At 39.0% G+C, this 15,385-nt stretch carries 13 protein-coding genes and 1 tRNA gene; 7 read left to right on the top strand and 7 right to left on the bottom strand.

Annotation, left to right across the window (positions count from 1 at the left end):
* Positions 1-95: 95 nt before the first annotated feature.
* The gene (locus IT6_RS08095) at positions 96-710 is read left to right on the top strand and encodes a TetR/AcrR family transcriptional regulator (RefSeq protein ID WP_166792827.1); all 615 of its coding nucleotides are present in this window, start codon (positions 96-98) and stop codon (positions 708-710) included.
* Positions 711-784: 74 nt separating this feature from the next.
* Positions 785-1,369 (top strand): DUF2062 domain-containing protein, encoded by a 585-nt coding sequence (locus IT6_RS08090; protein ID WP_206825983.1) that lies wholly within the window; start codon positions 785-787, stop codon positions 1,367-1,369.
* Positions 1,370-1,371: 2 nt separating this feature from the next.
* Here IT6_RS08090 and IT6_RS08085 read toward each other — a convergent pair whose 3' ends face one another.
* The 4 genes from IT6_RS08085 to IT6_RS08070 all read right to left on the bottom strand — a co-directional run bounded on the left by IT6_RS08085 (position 1,372) and on the right by IT6_RS08070 (position 6,468).
* Positions 1,372-3,177, bottom strand: a complete 1,806-nt coding sequence (locus IT6_RS08085) for a DUF4340 domain-containing protein (protein WP_206825980.1) — start codon at positions 3,175-3,177, stop codon at positions 1,372-1,374.
* An 18-nt stretch (positions 3,178-3,195) separates the two neighbouring features.
* Positions 3,196-4,662, bottom strand: coding sequence for a GldG family protein (locus IT6_RS08080; RefSeq protein WP_242524170.1), 1,467 nt, complete (start codon positions 4,660-4,662; stop codon positions 3,196-3,198).
* A 52-nt stretch (positions 4,663-4,714) separates the two neighbouring features.
* Complete coding sequence (locus tag IT6_RS08075) at positions 4,715-5,455, bottom strand: ABC transporter permease (RefSeq protein ID WP_242524169.1); 741 nt, start codon at positions 5,453-5,455, stop codon at positions 4,715-4,717.
* 74 nt (positions 5,456-5,529) lie between these two features.
* A complete protein-coding gene (locus IT6_RS08070) occupies positions 5,530-6,468 on the bottom strand; it encodes an ABC transporter ATP-binding protein (protein WP_134439584.1) in 939 nt (312 codons plus the stop codon).
* Between the two features lie 168 nt (positions 6,469-6,636).
* Here IT6_RS08070 and IT6_RS08065 point away from each other — a divergent pair, with 168 nt between their 5' ends.
* The 3 genes from IT6_RS08065 to IT6_RS08055 all read left to right on the top strand — a co-directional run bounded on the left by IT6_RS08065 (position 6,637) and on the right by IT6_RS08055 (position 8,156).
* Positions 6,637-7,401: a ParA family protein gene (locus tag IT6_RS08065; RefSeq protein ID WP_206825978.1), complete on the top strand. Its 765-nt coding sequence runs from the start codon at positions 6,637-6,639 to the stop codon at positions 7,399-7,401.
* Positions 7,402-7,466: 65 nt separating this feature from the next.
* Positions 7,467-8,006, top strand: coding sequence for a ferritin (locus IT6_RS08060; protein ID WP_242524168.1), 540 nt, complete (start codon positions 7,467-7,469; stop codon positions 8,004-8,006).
* 76 nt (positions 8,007-8,082) lie between these two features.
* Positions 8,083-8,156: transfer RNA gene (locus IT6_RS08055), tRNA-Arg, on the top strand.
* A 46-nt stretch (positions 8,157-8,202) separates the two neighbouring features.
* Here IT6_RS08055 and IT6_RS08050 read toward each other — a convergent pair.
* Positions 8,203-9,444 (bottom strand): M20 family metallopeptidase, encoded by a 1,242-nt coding sequence (locus IT6_RS08050; RefSeq protein ID WP_134439581.1) that lies wholly within the window; start codon positions 9,442-9,444, stop codon positions 8,203-8,205.
* A 175-nt stretch (positions 9,445-9,619) separates the two neighbouring features.
* Between IT6_RS08050 and IT6_RS08045 the strand changes: the two genes are divergently transcribed.
* Complete coding sequence (locus tag IT6_RS08045; RefSeq protein ID WP_242524167.1) at positions 9,620-11,143, top strand: TldD/PmbA family protein; 1,524 nt, start codon at positions 9,620-9,622, stop codon at positions 11,141-11,143.
* Positions 11,140-12,483: a TldD/PmbA family protein gene (locus IT6_RS08040; RefSeq protein ID WP_206825975.1), complete on the top strand. Its 1,344-nt coding sequence runs from the start codon at positions 11,140-11,142 to the stop codon at positions 12,481-12,483. The genes IT6_RS08045 and IT6_RS08040 overlap by 4 nt, the downstream gene beginning before the upstream one ends.
* A gap of 37 nt (positions 12,484-12,520) precedes the next feature.
* Here the strand turns inward: IT6_RS08040 and leuS are convergent, their stop codons facing one another.
* Together leuS and IT6_RS08030 are read right to left on the bottom strand one after the other, a co-directional pair.
* Positions 12,521-14,989, bottom strand: coding sequence for a leucine--tRNA ligase (leuS, locus tag IT6_RS08035; protein WP_206825973.1), 2,469 nt, complete (start codon positions 14,987-14,989; stop codon positions 12,521-12,523).
* Positions 14,990-15,043: 54 nt separating this feature from the next.
* Positions 15,044-15,385, bottom strand: a complete 342-nt coding sequence (locus IT6_RS08030; RefSeq protein ID WP_134439577.1) for a HesB/IscA family protein — start codon at positions 15,383-15,385, stop codon at positions 15,044-15,046.

Genomic DNA, 15,385 nt, shown 5'->3' with positions numbered 1-15,385 from the left:
ATTTTCTTTTCGAATCTCTATTTTTAAATTATTTTAAAATAAGTGCTTGATCTAAATCAGTATGTGATTACTTACTTATCTTAATACACTTGTCAATGGATAAGGCGCGAGAAATCCCAACAGGAAAAATTAAAATATTAGCGGCAGCAAAAAGGCTTTTCGCTCAGAAAGGGTTTGAGGGTACAACAACCCGAATGATTGCCCAAGCTGCTCATGTGAACGAGGCTTTAATCTATCGATATTACCCAACAAAAAAAGACCTCTATTCAGAAATTATTCGATTGAAAATTGAGGAGCTGAATATTTTGACCGAAAATCTTGCCCATCCTGAACAAAATCCTGAAAGTATCCCTAAATTTCTAAAAAATATAGCCATACAGTTCTTTAGCTCAGTCAAAGACGACCCGGATTTTCTTCGACTCCTTTATTTCAGTGCTCTCGAACGGCACGAATTATCAAAAATGTTCTGCAACTGTTTTGTTTTAGAAATCCGCAAGAGGCTTGAAGATTATGTTTCCCATCTGATCGAGAGGAATATTTTTAAGAGATTAAATCCATACCTTATATCGAGTGCTTTCATTGGAATTATCTCCCATTACCTTGTTGTTAATACTCTTTTCGAACTTGATGACCGTCAGATCCAAGAAAACGAGATCATAGATAATTTTATTGAAATTTTTCTCGATGGCGTAGTCCAAAAGAAAAAATAAACTCTTTGCTTGTTATTTTTGCTTGGCTAATCTTAATGTTTCCTGTCGGTGTTTGTTGCTATTAAGTTATTAATATGGAAAAGTCTTCTAAAACTATTTCTGAACAAGTGACCCAAAAAAAGAGTTGTTTTTCATTTTTCATCCATCATTTCGAGAAAAGTCATAGTACACTTAAAAAATTACCTGTTTCCGCTCATTCCATTGCCCTGGGTTTTGCGATAGGTGTCTTTTATGGATTTACTCCTTTTTGGGGATTCAAAACTATTCTAGCTATACTTTCAGCTTGGGTCATCCGGGTAAGTAAAGTTGCTGCAGCAATAGGGGTTGCTGCTCATGATGTGATTTTACCTTTTATCCCAGGACTGATGTGGTTGGAATACAAAATAGGGTTAATATTGCTTGGCACCGATACTCATCAGCTCAAAAAGACTCTACCTAAACTTAGACACCTTGAACTGAGGCAATTGATAAGCTGGAAAGAACTTTATCATATAGGATGGCCAATGTTTATTGGCTCACTTGTCATTGGTCTGCCTATTGCTGTGGTAGCCTATTGCATCATCTTTAAAAGCATAAAAAAATATCAGGACATTCAAAAAGCTAAAGAAACCGAAAAAGAGCTAAATAACTCCTGTTCTTCACAGGACTCCAAACCCTAAAATTATCTCGAAGCTTGGGGCTGGGCTTCTTGTGAAGGGTTGGGTGTGCTTTTAGGGGATACAAGTATTTTGTAAATCGATTCGTCTAATTCAAAAGCCAATGGTTCTCCTTCTATCAAGGCTGATCTACCCCCTGTCGGTAAAGAGAGTCCAATAAGCAGCACATAGTTCTTTTTGGCATGGATGGTAATTTTTACCTGAGGTTTAGAGAGTTCCATTCCTTGAGTGGGAGGACCTAACCATCTTACCGCTTTGAGATGTGAAAGAAACTCCAGGCAATCCTTGAGTTTTTCCTCATCCATATCCGATATCCCTGTAGATACGAGTTTCCCCTCTTTTCTTTTTACAGAAAAGGATTGAAGAGCGGAGGAAACATCCCATTGGGTGATTTCTTGGGGATCTAATTGAATAACTGACAAATCTTTCCAATCCCATGGTGTTTTCGGTAGGTTTTTAATAAAATCTTCCTTGAGAGTATAGACAAAAGGTTCAATTGAATTCTTAGCATAAACAAATCCATTTTCGGTTTTCCCTAGATAAAGAGCTACTTTTTGGGCTTTATCCGAAGTTATCCCCGGGTTGAACTCCATTTCTATTGTCTCTTCGGGATTGTCCAACCCATAGCCTTTATTTTCCATCTGTTCCTGCTTAATTTCATGTGATTCCAAATTATGCAAGGACTCTATGAAATCTTTAATCTTATTTTTATTAGCCAACATCATCTCCCTTCCAGCTTCTTCAGCTTGCCACTCGTTGGCTTTTTTAACATAAAACAATTTCAAATTCTTGGCTTGGAACCCTATCTTATCAACCTGGTCTTCAGTAAATGCAGGAAATACATGCTTGTCCCTTATATCTACAAAATTTTGCACAACTCTAGTGATTAAATCTGTTTGGAGGATAAAAACAGAATTGTTTGAAGCCATTTTCGCGTATATTTCTTTCGAATTCGAAGAGACACTATTTCCGATGAGAAGCTTATCTTCCTCTTTTTTCCCCGTCTGTCCAATCCATATCTGATACTTTGGACTATCTAATCCATATTGGTTTAGATTCGATCCGTCATCAGAAACAAACTTGTCTATGCGCAAAGAAAGAAGTTCGTTAAACCATTCTTCTAATTTTGTGCCATCGGCCCTTGCTAAAACCGGCTTTTGAAGCTCCCACTGCTTTCCTTTCTTTAGTACCACATAATCTGAAAAAGAAGGACCACTGAGTTGTCTTATCCCACATTTTTCTATATTAAAAGGGTTGAAATGAAATACAACCCGGCTACGTAAATCATCCAATCCTTTCTTTAGGGAGTCGGCAATACTAGAGCTGATCAGATAAATCGGGGAATTTGTACCCATAGAAGTCTTAGCATAAACCAACTCGCTGACAGCCGTTTTTCTTCCAATGATTAAATCGTATTTCTCTTTCGATGTCCTGAAACTGACTTCCAAAGAAGGATTAGAAAACCCCCATTGTTTTAAAATATCCTCTTTAGGAATCTCATTCTGGGAAATCTTTCTTCGTACTTCAAGGTACTGAAGATCAATCAAATAGCGATCAATCGTTCTTTCATCGGCATCAACGCGTAGAGGAGAGGTAATTTTCCACTGATTATCCTTTTTCTCCAGTATGACAGTTTCCGTTGGGGATTTGATCTGTAACCAGTTTATATCACTTGACTCTACATGAAAAAGCTCGTTCTCTGTTCGTTGTCGTTCCTCTGTAGATTTTATTCGCTTATCGAAAAAAGAGATGTAAACGATCAACAAAGCAGTAACAATAAAAAGAAGTAGGGTAGAGCGAAAATTTTTCATCTTACCTCGAGCATTAGGTCATCTTCTCCTTGAAAAATACATACCTACACCCATCACCAAGAAAGCAAAGGGAATTGTAACTAGGCAAATCATAGCCACAGTTTGTCTTTGAGAGGCTGGAACACTGAGTCCAAATTCTTGAACAGATTTTGGAGCAATACCCAATGCCATTTCTTTTTGAAGCATCCAATTAAGCAAGTTTATAAAAAAATCAACACCATCTGGCTTTATATATTGATTAGCAAGAAATGCCGATGAACCAACCGCGGCTATCCTTGTCCCATAAACATGAATCCCTTCTTTCGCTGGGACCTCACCTCCATCATACACCGCTGCAAGGATTAAAGGACCTGCAATGTCTTCAGTTGGATCATACTTAGGCTTTTCCTCCTTTTTCCAATTCACTTCTCCCCAAAACCCCTCAGGGGTCTTTACAAGAGCTGTCAGCTTTTTGACATTAGGATTGGATTGATCGTTAGATAAGCTGATAGAACGACAATCAGGAAGTTGCAATGTATACCCCATCATGGCTTTTACCGCAGGATGATCAGCAAAATGGGTGCCCGCTGCTTTGTCGATAATCATTTCCCCACCAATACCGCCAACAAGCCTGCCAATGGCAACCACTTTATCGTTTTGAAAAACTATTCCGTAAGTCGAAAGTAACGGTTCCAAGCCCGAATTTGAATTGGCCCCTTCAAGAACGATAAGCTTTCCCTTGGCATCCAAGTAACGGGTTATAGCTTGAATTTCAGAAGAAGAAAGGGGATTTTTTGGCCCAGCAATAACAAGAATCGAAGCATCATCGGGAACAGCTCCCGTTTCAAGCAAATTAAGAGTAAGAGGTTCCATATTTTCTTTTCTTATCTGAGCAGCAATAATCCCATAGCCTCCAGGTTGAGTGTAATTATCTATATTTCGTTCTCCATGACCTGTAAGGAAATAGACTTTTGAAGGTTTCCCCTCCACGACAGATAAGATAGCTGCAGTAAACTGTTGTTCTCCTTTGAAGGATTTAATCGAAGGAGCTTGGCCTAACATGGCCACTGAATTATCATATTCCACCAGTTGATTATCACTGACAAACTTATGAAAATTTTTGTATTCGAAAATAACAACATTTTCTTGAAGATCAAATTTTAACCTTTTCGCTAAGGCTTCGGCTTTCTCAAGGTTCAAGGCAGGATCTATATGTTCTATAATTATTTTATTGCCACCATAATATTTGTATTCTTTAAGAAGATTATCGATATCGGATTGGAGTTTTGAGTTAGTCAAACTAACGATTATTTTAACAGGCTCTGGTAAAGACTTTAAAAGATTGATTGTTTTAGAAGAAAGAGTATATAATCCTCCTTTAGATAAATCTTTTCGAAAATAATATTTGTATCCTAAATAATTAACCATCCACACGATGGCAAACATCAACAGAATAGTCAGTATATTATTAATTCGAAGTTGAAATCTTAATGGATGAGAAACCATAACTCCCTTCATATCCGCCTTTCTCTTTTCTTCCTATTATTCTGTTCGTGAGTTATCCTCTCAACCGTCTCCATTCTAAAATTCTCTCCGTCAGAAATAAGAACAAGAAAGTTGTTGAAAGCAACAACACCACAGGCCGTGAGTCAAAGATACCTCGTGAAAAGGTATCCATCTGGTCCAGGAAAGACAGATAAGAGATCATCTCCCGGGTTTGCCCTGCAATTCCGAGATAAATGAGGAAACTTAACGAAAAGATAAGAAAAATAAAAGCGAAGGAAAGAATTGCAGCAACAATCTGATTTTTTGTAAGGGAAGAAACAAATATTCCAATGGATATGAAAAACATCCCAATGAGAAGCAACATCAAAAAAGGCAGAACAATCATGCCCACACTCATGCCTAAAGAATGACCGTAAACTATACGTAAAACACCCAAGTATAAAATCATAGGTAGCCAAAGGATAGAAAAAAAACAGACAGATCCAAGAAACTTTGAAAGAACCAACTCCCATTCCCTAACCGGAGCCGTCAGTATCATCTCGATAGTTCCTAGTTTATATTCTTCTGAAAATGATCTCATGGTCAAAACAGGTATCTGTACAAGAAGCAGAAACCAGAAAAAAAAGGCATTCATACAGGCTTGCAAAAGAGTAAATTCCTTTATGTTGTTGATGGTCATGTAATTGAGCCAGAAAACAAAGCTAGCTCCATTAATCAAGGAACAGGAAAAAAGAAGGATATAGGCTATAGGTGAGACAAAGAAACTTTTAATTTCTCTCTGAAGCAAAGTCATAAGAGCCATAGTGATTCCTCGACCGTCAAGCTGTTATTTAAAACTGTCATTTGACATAATATGCAGTGAAGATTTTAATCCTGTGTCAATTCCACAAAGATATCTTCCAGAGTGGCTTTTACCCTTGACATCTCCCTGAGTTTCCAACCCTTTTTCTGTATAACATTGTAAACCTTATCCCTTATATCGCTGCCCAGTTTAGGCCAAAGTTGAATAACTATCCATCCATCCGGATATTCTTCTAATATCTCCACTTCATCGACATCTCCAATAAGTTCAAATTCTTCTTTAGCTATTGAAGGCTTACAGAGTATCTCCAGCCTAAGCGCTCCAACACTGCCACCTCTAACAAGTTTCGAAAGGTTTTCAGGAGTATCTGCCGCCTCTATTTTGCCTTTGTTTATGATCAAAACTCTCGTACATACTGCTTCCACTTCGCTCAAAATATGAGATGAAAGAATGATCGTATGGCGTTGACCTAAATTGCGTATCAGTTCTCTAACGGACCGAATCTGATTGGGATCAAGCCCTATAGTTGGCTCATCCAAAATAAGAAGATCCGGATCATGAATAAGAGCATCGGCAAGGCCAACCCTTTGACGATAACCTTTAGATAAATTTCCAATAATACTTGAAGCCACTTCTTCGATATGACAAAGCTTCAGCACTGATTGAACTCTTTCGGTCAGTTCTTTGCCTCTAATTCCCTTCAGTTTTGCCCTGTACTTTAAATATTCAATTACTCTCAAATCGGTATAAAGTGGAACGTTTTCAGGCATATAGCCCACTCTTTTTTTAATCTCAAGAGGCTTTTGGAGAACATCGTAGCCGGCAACTTCAACCTTTCCACTCGTTGGAGGAAGATAACACGACAAGATACGCATAGTTGTCGTTTTCCCGGCCCCATTGGGTCCAAGGAATCCGACAATTTCTCCTTTTTTAACTTCAAAACTTATCCCGTTAAGGGCTGTATAACCCGAATAGGTTTTTACTAGATTCTCAACCTTGATCATGAAAAAGAGAATTTAATATTAAAACATTATAAAAAATGTCAAGTCTCTCTATTCTTATGTATGATCTTGCATTGCAGAAAGAAAGATAAACTAAAAATATTAGACTTTCATTCTAGCTCAAAATGAACAAATTGATAATTTAGTTTTTTTACTTAGGGTTAAATACCCATGAAATTTATTTCAATTGCAAATCAGAAGGGAGGAGTAGGAAAAACTACAACCGCGATTAACCTTTCTGCTTGTCTTGCTGAAAAAGGATTTTCAACCCTACTCATTGATGTAGATCCGCAATCTAATGCCACCAGTGGCATAGGTTTTTCCCTTGATTCAGGAAAGAGCCTTTTCCCTGTCTTAACAGGAGAAAAACCGCTTAAAGACCAGATTATCTCAACTCCCTATATGAACCTCGATCTTATTCCGTCAAACTTGGAACTTGCAAATTGGGAAAACGAAACATTAGAAGGATCTGATTCTTTTTCCTTTTTCAGAAAGATCTTCAGGGATTCCTTAGCAGACACATCCTATCAGTATGTTATTCTTGATTGTCCCCCTGCCCTAGGACTTCTCATGGTTAACTCCATGGTTGCTGCGGATTGGCTCATCATTCCTATCCAGTGTGAATACTATGCCTTAGAAGGATTAGCAAAAATGTTTAAACTGCTGGAAAACCTCAAAAAAATGGTCCCTTTCCCTCCGGGTATTTTAGGCATTCTTTTGACCATGTATGATAGTCGAACCAACCTCTGCAAGCAGGTTGTCGAGGATGTGCGCAAACATATTCCGGATCTTGTTTTTGATACCATTATACCAAGGACGGTCCGCTTAGCGGAGGCACCCAGTTATGGCAAGCCCATTACTCTTTATGATCCTTCTTGTAGTGGTTGTGTAAGTTACAGGAAATTTACAATGGAATTTCTTGAAAGGGCAAAATAAGTCATCCCTCTAAAAAGAAAAAGGATTTTTCTTTTATTTTATCTCAATTTCATTACATGTTAAGTATGATCATTAGTCAAAAAATTATTCCCTCTCTATATAAACAAATAGGCAGCGAATTCCAGGCTTTTATTTTATATTTAGCCATTGGTTCTTATTTCGAAATAGAAGCTCTTCCCGAACTGGCTTCTTTTTTCTTTCAACAAGCCGACGAGGAAAGACAACATGCATTAAAATTCATTCGGTTTCTGATCGATAACGATGTACCCGTGAATATTCCCCCCATCCCGGCTGCAGATTCTTCTTTTAAAGATCCTGAATCAGCCATCAGGTTATCTCTTGAAAGAGAAATTAATGTCACAAAGGAAATCCATGAGTTAGTTAGGCTAGCAAAAGAAGAAAAGGATTTCACCTCTGATAACTTTTTGCAATGGTTTGTGAAAGAACAACTGGAAGAAGTAACGATCATGGATCAACTCTTGAAAATGATCCAACGGGCAGGCAAAGAGCAAATCATGCTCGTAGAAGATTATTTAGCGCGGAAGGGTCGTGTTAAAGAAAAGGAATTAACCGAAGGGCTTTCCATGGACGAAAGTAAAGATTAGGCCCCCTGCGCTAGTCTTGCTTTTTATATTCTTTTTTTATCTATTTTGTCCTTATAGTTTTTTATCACCCATAAATGCACCCGTAGCTCAATAGGATAGAGCGTCGGCCTCCGGAGCCGAAGGCTTTGGGTTCAATTCCCAACGGGTGCAAATTCAGCATTTTTTAAAATATCTCAATTTTGCACCTTAGAAGAACTTATGGACAAGGAGAACAAAGGAACTCAGCGTAAACCTGTGCTGTTTTGACAAGATCATCTAGGGATGCTTTCTCATCGATCGCATGAATATCTTTGCCATCAACACCATAACCCACAGCTTCACAATTTTTCTCCTTAACAAAGAAATGCATATCTGTAGCTCCTTTGCTTATCGTAAAAACCGCCTTTTTCCCTTTTATTTTCTCTACGGCTCGTTTAAAAGACTTCGTAAAAGCTGATTGATACCCAATAGCACATGGTTCAGTCCTATGAATGACTTCTATCCTTACTTTGGTGCCTCTTTTTTTTGTCCATTTTCCTATCGCGTCTCTAATCTCTTTTTCAACTTCCTCCAAATTCTCAGATGGTGTCAATCGTCGGTCAAGAGTAAAAGAAGATTGCGCCGAAACAATATTTATTTTTGCTCCAGCTCCAGATGAGATCACTCCACCCATATTGACAATTGGCCTGAGCTTTTCTCTAGATGGAGTTATAAATACTCTTTTGGCCTCTCCTATTTTCTTTTTAAAAAAACCCTCAAGATACTCAACCAGATTCACCATTTCCAGAAAAGAGTTCAAAGCTTTTTCCTGATAAGCCGTATGTGAGGCTTTACCTAATACCGTAATATTAAGTTGGAGAATACCATTATGCCCAATTCCAATTTTTTTTCCTAATCCTCCTTCACAAACGATAACAAAATCTGGATCCACAAACTTATTTTTGATGATATATCCTGAACCCAACTCCCCTCCAATTTCTTCATCTGCAACCAGTGCATATTCCACATTAAAAACAGGATCGATTTTTAATTCCTTAATCGCCTCGATGGCAAAGATGCTGGCTGCTAGTGGTCCTTTCATGTCCACAGAGCCTCTACCAAATATCCATTTTTCATCCCTATAACCTTTAAACGGATCGTGTCTCCACTTTCCAGATACAGGGACAACGTCAAAATGAGAATTAAAAAGAACAGTTTTTTGCGCTTTTATATTCCACCGTGCTATAAAATTATATCTGGGATAGGTAGCCGTTCCCAGCTGCTTTTTAACAATCTCATCTGGCACAGCGATAATTTGCGTATCCAATCCTAAACGGCGAAACTCTTTATCCAAAAACTCCACGATTTCTAAATATTTTTCTCCAGGAGGATTAACGGTAGGAATACGAATAAGATTTTCTAGAAGAAAAAATAATCTTTCCCGATTTTTAGAAATCCATTCTGTCGTTTCATTAGGCATAAAATTGAAATTATAATCAGCTGACCAAACATAAACAAGTCATATCTTTGTACATAGAAACAGCTTTTTGATTTGAGAATATCCGTTCTTATGCTTTTATATAGCCTAAGCACAATTGAACTGCGATCGAAGAAATTTTATTAAAAAGTTAGCGGGGAGTTTGCTTACCATAAAGATGTCTCCTGTTTTATCTGCTTCCCTGCCCATCGAATTCTGGGAAAGAGAACAGAGCAAAAGGTTGGCCACACTTATTGCTGAAACCGCTCTGCATACGGCTAGAATTTACGGTTGTCAGTTTTGTGATATCCGCATAGTTTGGTCTCAAAAAGAGAGAATTCTATCCAGAGAAAATAGGATTGAAGAACTAGGAGGAAGTTTTGATTGCGGAATGGGCATAAGAGTTCTTTTCGATGGAACCTGGGGGTTTGCCTCTTCAAATATTCTTGAATCTAAAGAAGCTGAAGAAAAGACAAAAGAAGCTATAGAACTAGCTAAACATTGCAGAAAATTCAACACCAGGCGAGTAGAATTAGAAAATCTACCTTCTATACAAGGAGCATGGCATCAAAAAGTGGTTGTTGATCCTTTTGAAATGCCATTGGAAGAAAAAACCCATTTTTTACTTGATCTTAATGATAAAGCAGCTAAATCGGGTGCACATTTTTGTCGATCTTTTTTGCTCTTTCACAAAGAATTACGAGTATATGCTTCCTCCTTGGGGTCCTGGATAGAACAAACTTTTTTGAGAACGTACCCTCGGTTTATCATCACGGTCGTAGATAGTAAGGAAGGGAAATTTGAGACCAGGGCAAGCCTGGCCTCTCCCCGATCAGGGGGTATGGAGGTTGTTGATAAAAAAGCTTTCCTTAAAGAAGTAGAGGAAGCTACAGATCAAGCAAAAGAAAAACTGCATGCTAAACCGGTTCGCCCCGGCAAAAAAGACCTCGTTATCCACCCTACAAACCTTTGGCTGACCATTCATGAAACCATAGGTCATTCTACAGAGCTGGATAGAATTATGGGCCTTGAAGCAAACTATGCCGGAACCTCATTTCTCAAACCCGATCAATTAAATCGGTTTGATTTTGCAAGCCCTATCGTTTCTGTAAGAGCAGATCGCTCCCAACTTGGTGGACTTGCCACTGCAGGTTACGACGATGATGGCATACCTTCAAGTTGGGCGGATTTCTTCATTATCGAAAAAGGGATACTTAAAAACTTTCAAATGTCTATCGGACAAGCTCAATGGATCGGCAAAGAGAAATCTAACGGTTGCAGTTATGCTCAAAATTATAATTATTTTCCCATCCAACGGATGCCTAATATTTCTCTTATCCCAAGTGAAAAAAATGAACGTTTAGAGGATCTTATCTCTGGAGTAGATGACGGCCTATACATCATGGGTGATGGGAGTTGGAGCATAGATCAGCAAAGATATAATTTTCAATTTGGAGGTCAGCTTTTTTATGAAATTAAAAACGGAAAAATCGGTCAAATGCTTCGGGATGTTGTTTATCAAGGTAACACACAATCTTTTTGGAAATCCTGTGACGGGATTTGTGGCAAAGATGAATATCAGCTTTGCGGAACCCTTTTCTGCGGCAAAGGGGAACCTTCTCAATTAGCTCCCGTTTCACATGGCGCTGTTCCCGCTCGATTTAGAAACATCGATGTCCTCAATATCCGTTTGCATTCATGATTCTTACTGAAACTGAAACAAAAGATCTTTTAGGATCCATCATTTCATTATCCAAAGCGGATAGTTTGGTTTTGGAGGCAAGAGGAGGGCTGTCCACAAATATCCGCATAAGCAAGAATTCCTTGAATACTAACGGCACAGAAAAATCTTTGAAGTTAACGCTAAATTCAGCGTTCGGCAATAGAACTGCAAGTTACACATTAAATCAGCTAAGAAAAGCGGAAATAGAACAGGGATTAAGGTATTGCGAAAGGCTTGCAAAGGTTGCCCCTCCTGATCCTGAATTTCTTCCTCCTCTTGGGCCTCAATTCTATCCCCATAGTTTTTCTTACGCTGAAGAGATGGGGAATCTTTCAATAGAAGACCTAGGTAGGATGATTGCCCATGCCATGGATATGCTTTCCAGAGAGAAATCTTCGGGTATAGACATCAGTTGTTATGTTAAATGGCAAAAATATTTTATAGCCATAGCTAATACAAGCGGGCTTTTTGGCTATCAAAAATTTGCTAATCTACAACTGACCGCTACAGCCAGAACTCATGATGGCAAAGGTTCGGGTTGGGCAGGCGCTCTTGTTTTTCATCCCTCGGATATCAATCCAGAGAAACTCATAGAATCTGCAATACGTAAAGCTATTGCAGGCAGGGAAAAAATTTCCCTGGATCCCGGCCATTATACCGTTCTTCTCGAACCTTCGGCCGCAGTGGATCTTGTTGGACTTATGTTATTCTCCATGGATGGCCGGATGGCGGACGAGGGAAGAAGCGTTTTTTCTAAACCTGGAGGAGGTAATCGCATTGGAGAACTTTTATTCCCCCATAATATAACTATCATTTCTGATCCCTCTGACCCAAGAACACCAGGATCCATTTTTTCCACAGAGGGGCTTCCCTGCTTGAGAACTCCTTGGATACAGAATGGGGTTCTTTGTCAACTTATTTATTCCAGATTTTGGGCAAAAAAGCAAAATAAACAACCCATTGCTGAACCTTCCAACATAATCATGTCTGGGAGTCCACTATCTCTTGATGAACTAATCCAATCCATCGACAAAGCCATTTTAATTACAAGGCTTTGGTATATAAGGGAAGCGGATCCCCAATCGCTTATTTATACGGGTCTTACGCGAGATGGAACATTTCTCATTGAAAAAGGAAAAATAAGTAAAGCGCTAAATAATTTTCGATTCAATCAAAGTCCTATTAAAATGCTTCAAAATGTTATAGCCATGGGGAAACCACTTTCTGCTATAGGGAGTGAAATAGACGAATTTCCTGCTGTTGTTCCCCCCTTGTTAGTCAAAGATTTTAATTTTTCTTCTGCCTCTGAAGCTATTTAAAAGTCTATTTATAGTTGAAAGGCGCAGCTTTCTATTCTCATTCAAGGACAAAATTGATAAGCCTATTAGGGACATAGACTATTTTTGAACAAACCCGGTTTTCAAGCCATTTAGCAATTGCAGGAATATCTGTAGCCTTCGTTGTCAGCTCATCCTTATCAGCGTCTTTCTTTGCTCTCAGCCGTCCCCGAACTTTTCCATCAATTTGAACAATGATTTCTACCCATTCTTCCTCCAAAAATTTTGGATCATATTCAGGCCAAGGTTCGTAAGCAAGAGAGTCTTTATGACCTATATTATGCCACAGCTCCTCACAGATATGGGGAGCAAAAGGAGAGAGGAGCAACAGAAGTTTTTCAAGAACACTTTTCCACCTTTTTTTTTCTTTTGTTAACTCATTAACAAAAGTCATCAGCTTAGCAATGGCGGTGTGAAATTGAAAATTCTCTATATCCTGGGTGACTTCTGCCACGGTCTGATGAAGAAGCTTTTTAATGGGCAGTGGCGGCTCTTCATCAACAATATCCTTTTTAAGGACCCACAAGCCCTCTCCATCCTCATCCATAAATAATCTCCAAACCCTTGCTAAGAATCGATAAGGACCTTCAAGTCCTTTGGAAGACCAAGGCTTACTCTGTTGTAGGGGACCTAAAAACATTTCGAAAAGACGTAAAGTGTCTGCTCCAAACTCCTGTATTATAGCATCTGGATTAACCACATTTCCTCTTGATTTTGCCATTTTTTGATTGTCTTCTCCTAGAATGATCCCTTGATTGACTAATTTATAAAAAGGTTCAGGGCTGGATACCAAGCCTATATCATAGAGAACCTTGTGCCAGAATCGGGCATAAAGAAGATGCAAAACGGCATGTTCTGCTCCGCCAATATATAAATCGACTCCATGCGGACTCAGCCAATATTTTTCTTTTTGAGCTGCAAAAGGCAATTTTTCATTCGAGGGATCACAATACCTTAAGTAATACCAACAGGATCCTGCCCACTGAGGCATAGTATTAATTTCTCTTTTGCCTCCATCTGGCAATACAACCCAATCTTTTTTCCTCGACAAAGGAGCAATACCTTCATCGGTAGGAGTAAAATCATCAAGATCAGGTAGTAAAACAGGCAGATCTTCCTCTGGAACGGGCAGAGGCTTGCCTTCCTTCCATATTATCGGGAAGGGTTCTCCCCAATATCTTTGGCGAGAGAAAAGCCAATCTCTTAGTTTGTACTGTATATCTTTTTTTCCCCGTTTTTTTTCTTCAAGCCACTCGATTATTTTTTTCTTTGCCTCAGCTGTCCTAAGCCCCGAAATAAATCCAGAATGCACAGCTACGCCCTCACCGGTAAAGCATTCAGAGCCTATTTCTTCGGTCTGCTTCTCAGGTACAACCACTTTTTTTATGGGAAGACCAAAAGTTTTTGCAAATTCATAGTCTCTGTAGTCATGAGCGGGAACAGCCATTATAGCTCCTGTTCCATAAGTCATAAGGACATAGTCCGAAATCCAAATAGGTAATTTATCTCCCGTTACAGGATGAATCGCATATCCGCCTGTCCAGACTCCTGTTTTATTCTTGGATAGTTCAGTTCTTTCCAAGTCGGATTTCAAAAAGGCCGCCGCACGATAATTCTCCACTTCATTCCTATATTCAACAGCCGTTATCGCTTCAACAAGGGGATGTTCGGGTGCCAGAACCAAAAACGTAGCTCCAAATAACGTGTCAGGCCTGGTGGTAAAGATTTCTATTTCCAACTCCTTGCCTTCAACAGCAAATTTGATTAATGCTCCTTCACTCCTTCCAATCCAATGGCGTTGCATCTCTTTAATCGACTCGGGCCATTGAACAGTCTCTAATCCCTCCAACAGTTTTTCAGCATAAGCCGTTATTTTCAGAAACCATTGCCTAAAAAGTTTCCTAATAACAGGATGATTTCCTCTTTCAGATCTCGGACCTTCCGGGGTATGGATGATTTCTTCGTTAGCAAGGACCGTTTTGAGCATTGGACAATACCACACGGGGGCTTCAGCGACATATGCCAATCCCTTTTCAAATAGTTTTAAAAAAATCCATTGTGTCCATTTATAATAAGCGGGATCGGTTGTATCGATTTCCCTGCTCCAATCATAAGAAAAACCCATCGATTGAATCTGACGTTTGAAATTAGCGATATTTTGTTTTGTCGTAATCGCTGGATGAGTCCCTGTTAAAATCGCATGCTGCTCGGCAGGAAGTCCAAAAGCATCCCATCCCATGGGATGCAGGACATTAAACCCTTTCATTCTTTTGTAGCGGGCGATGATATCCGATGCGGTGTAACCCTCAAGGTGACCCACATGAAGACCGCTCCCTGAAGGATAAGGGAACATGTCCAAAACATAAAATTTGGGTTTGTTCGAACCTTCTTCCCCTGGATCTGCTGCACGAAAAAGCCTTTTATCAAGCCAATAATGTTGCCATTTAGGTTCAATGTCATCAAAAGGATAGGCTTTACGCGCTGACATAATAAAAAAAATTATTTATTCTTTATTTATTAAGAGAAAGGAAAAACTAAAAGCTTAAATCTGAAATGATGAGCCGCATCCACATGTTGATTTGACTCGAGGATTTATAACTCTAAAACCACCTTGTGTTAACCCTTCTTTGTAATCGATGGTTGAACCTGATAAAAAGGGACAACTTTCTGGATCAACAGCAAGGGTAATTTCTTCAAAGTTGAGCCGGATATCATTTTCCTTAGGTAAGCAGATCTCTAATTGATATTCATACCCTGCGCATCCACCCTTATACACAGAGATCCTCAAAACATTACCAGAACTGGGAGGAACTAATGTTCTTATTTTCGATAATGCCAAAGGAGTTAATTTGATATCCAACTCTGAATCTATTTTTTCACTCAT

This window comes from Methylacidiphilum caldifontis (assembly GCF_017310505.1).
GTDB lineage: Bacteria > Verrucomicrobiota > Verrucomicrobiia > Methylacidiphilales > Methylacidiphilaceae > Methylacidiphilum > Methylacidiphilum caldifontis.
The sequence above is the reverse complement of the archived record's forward strand: the minus strand, read 5'-3'. Positions and strand labels throughout refer to the sequence as shown.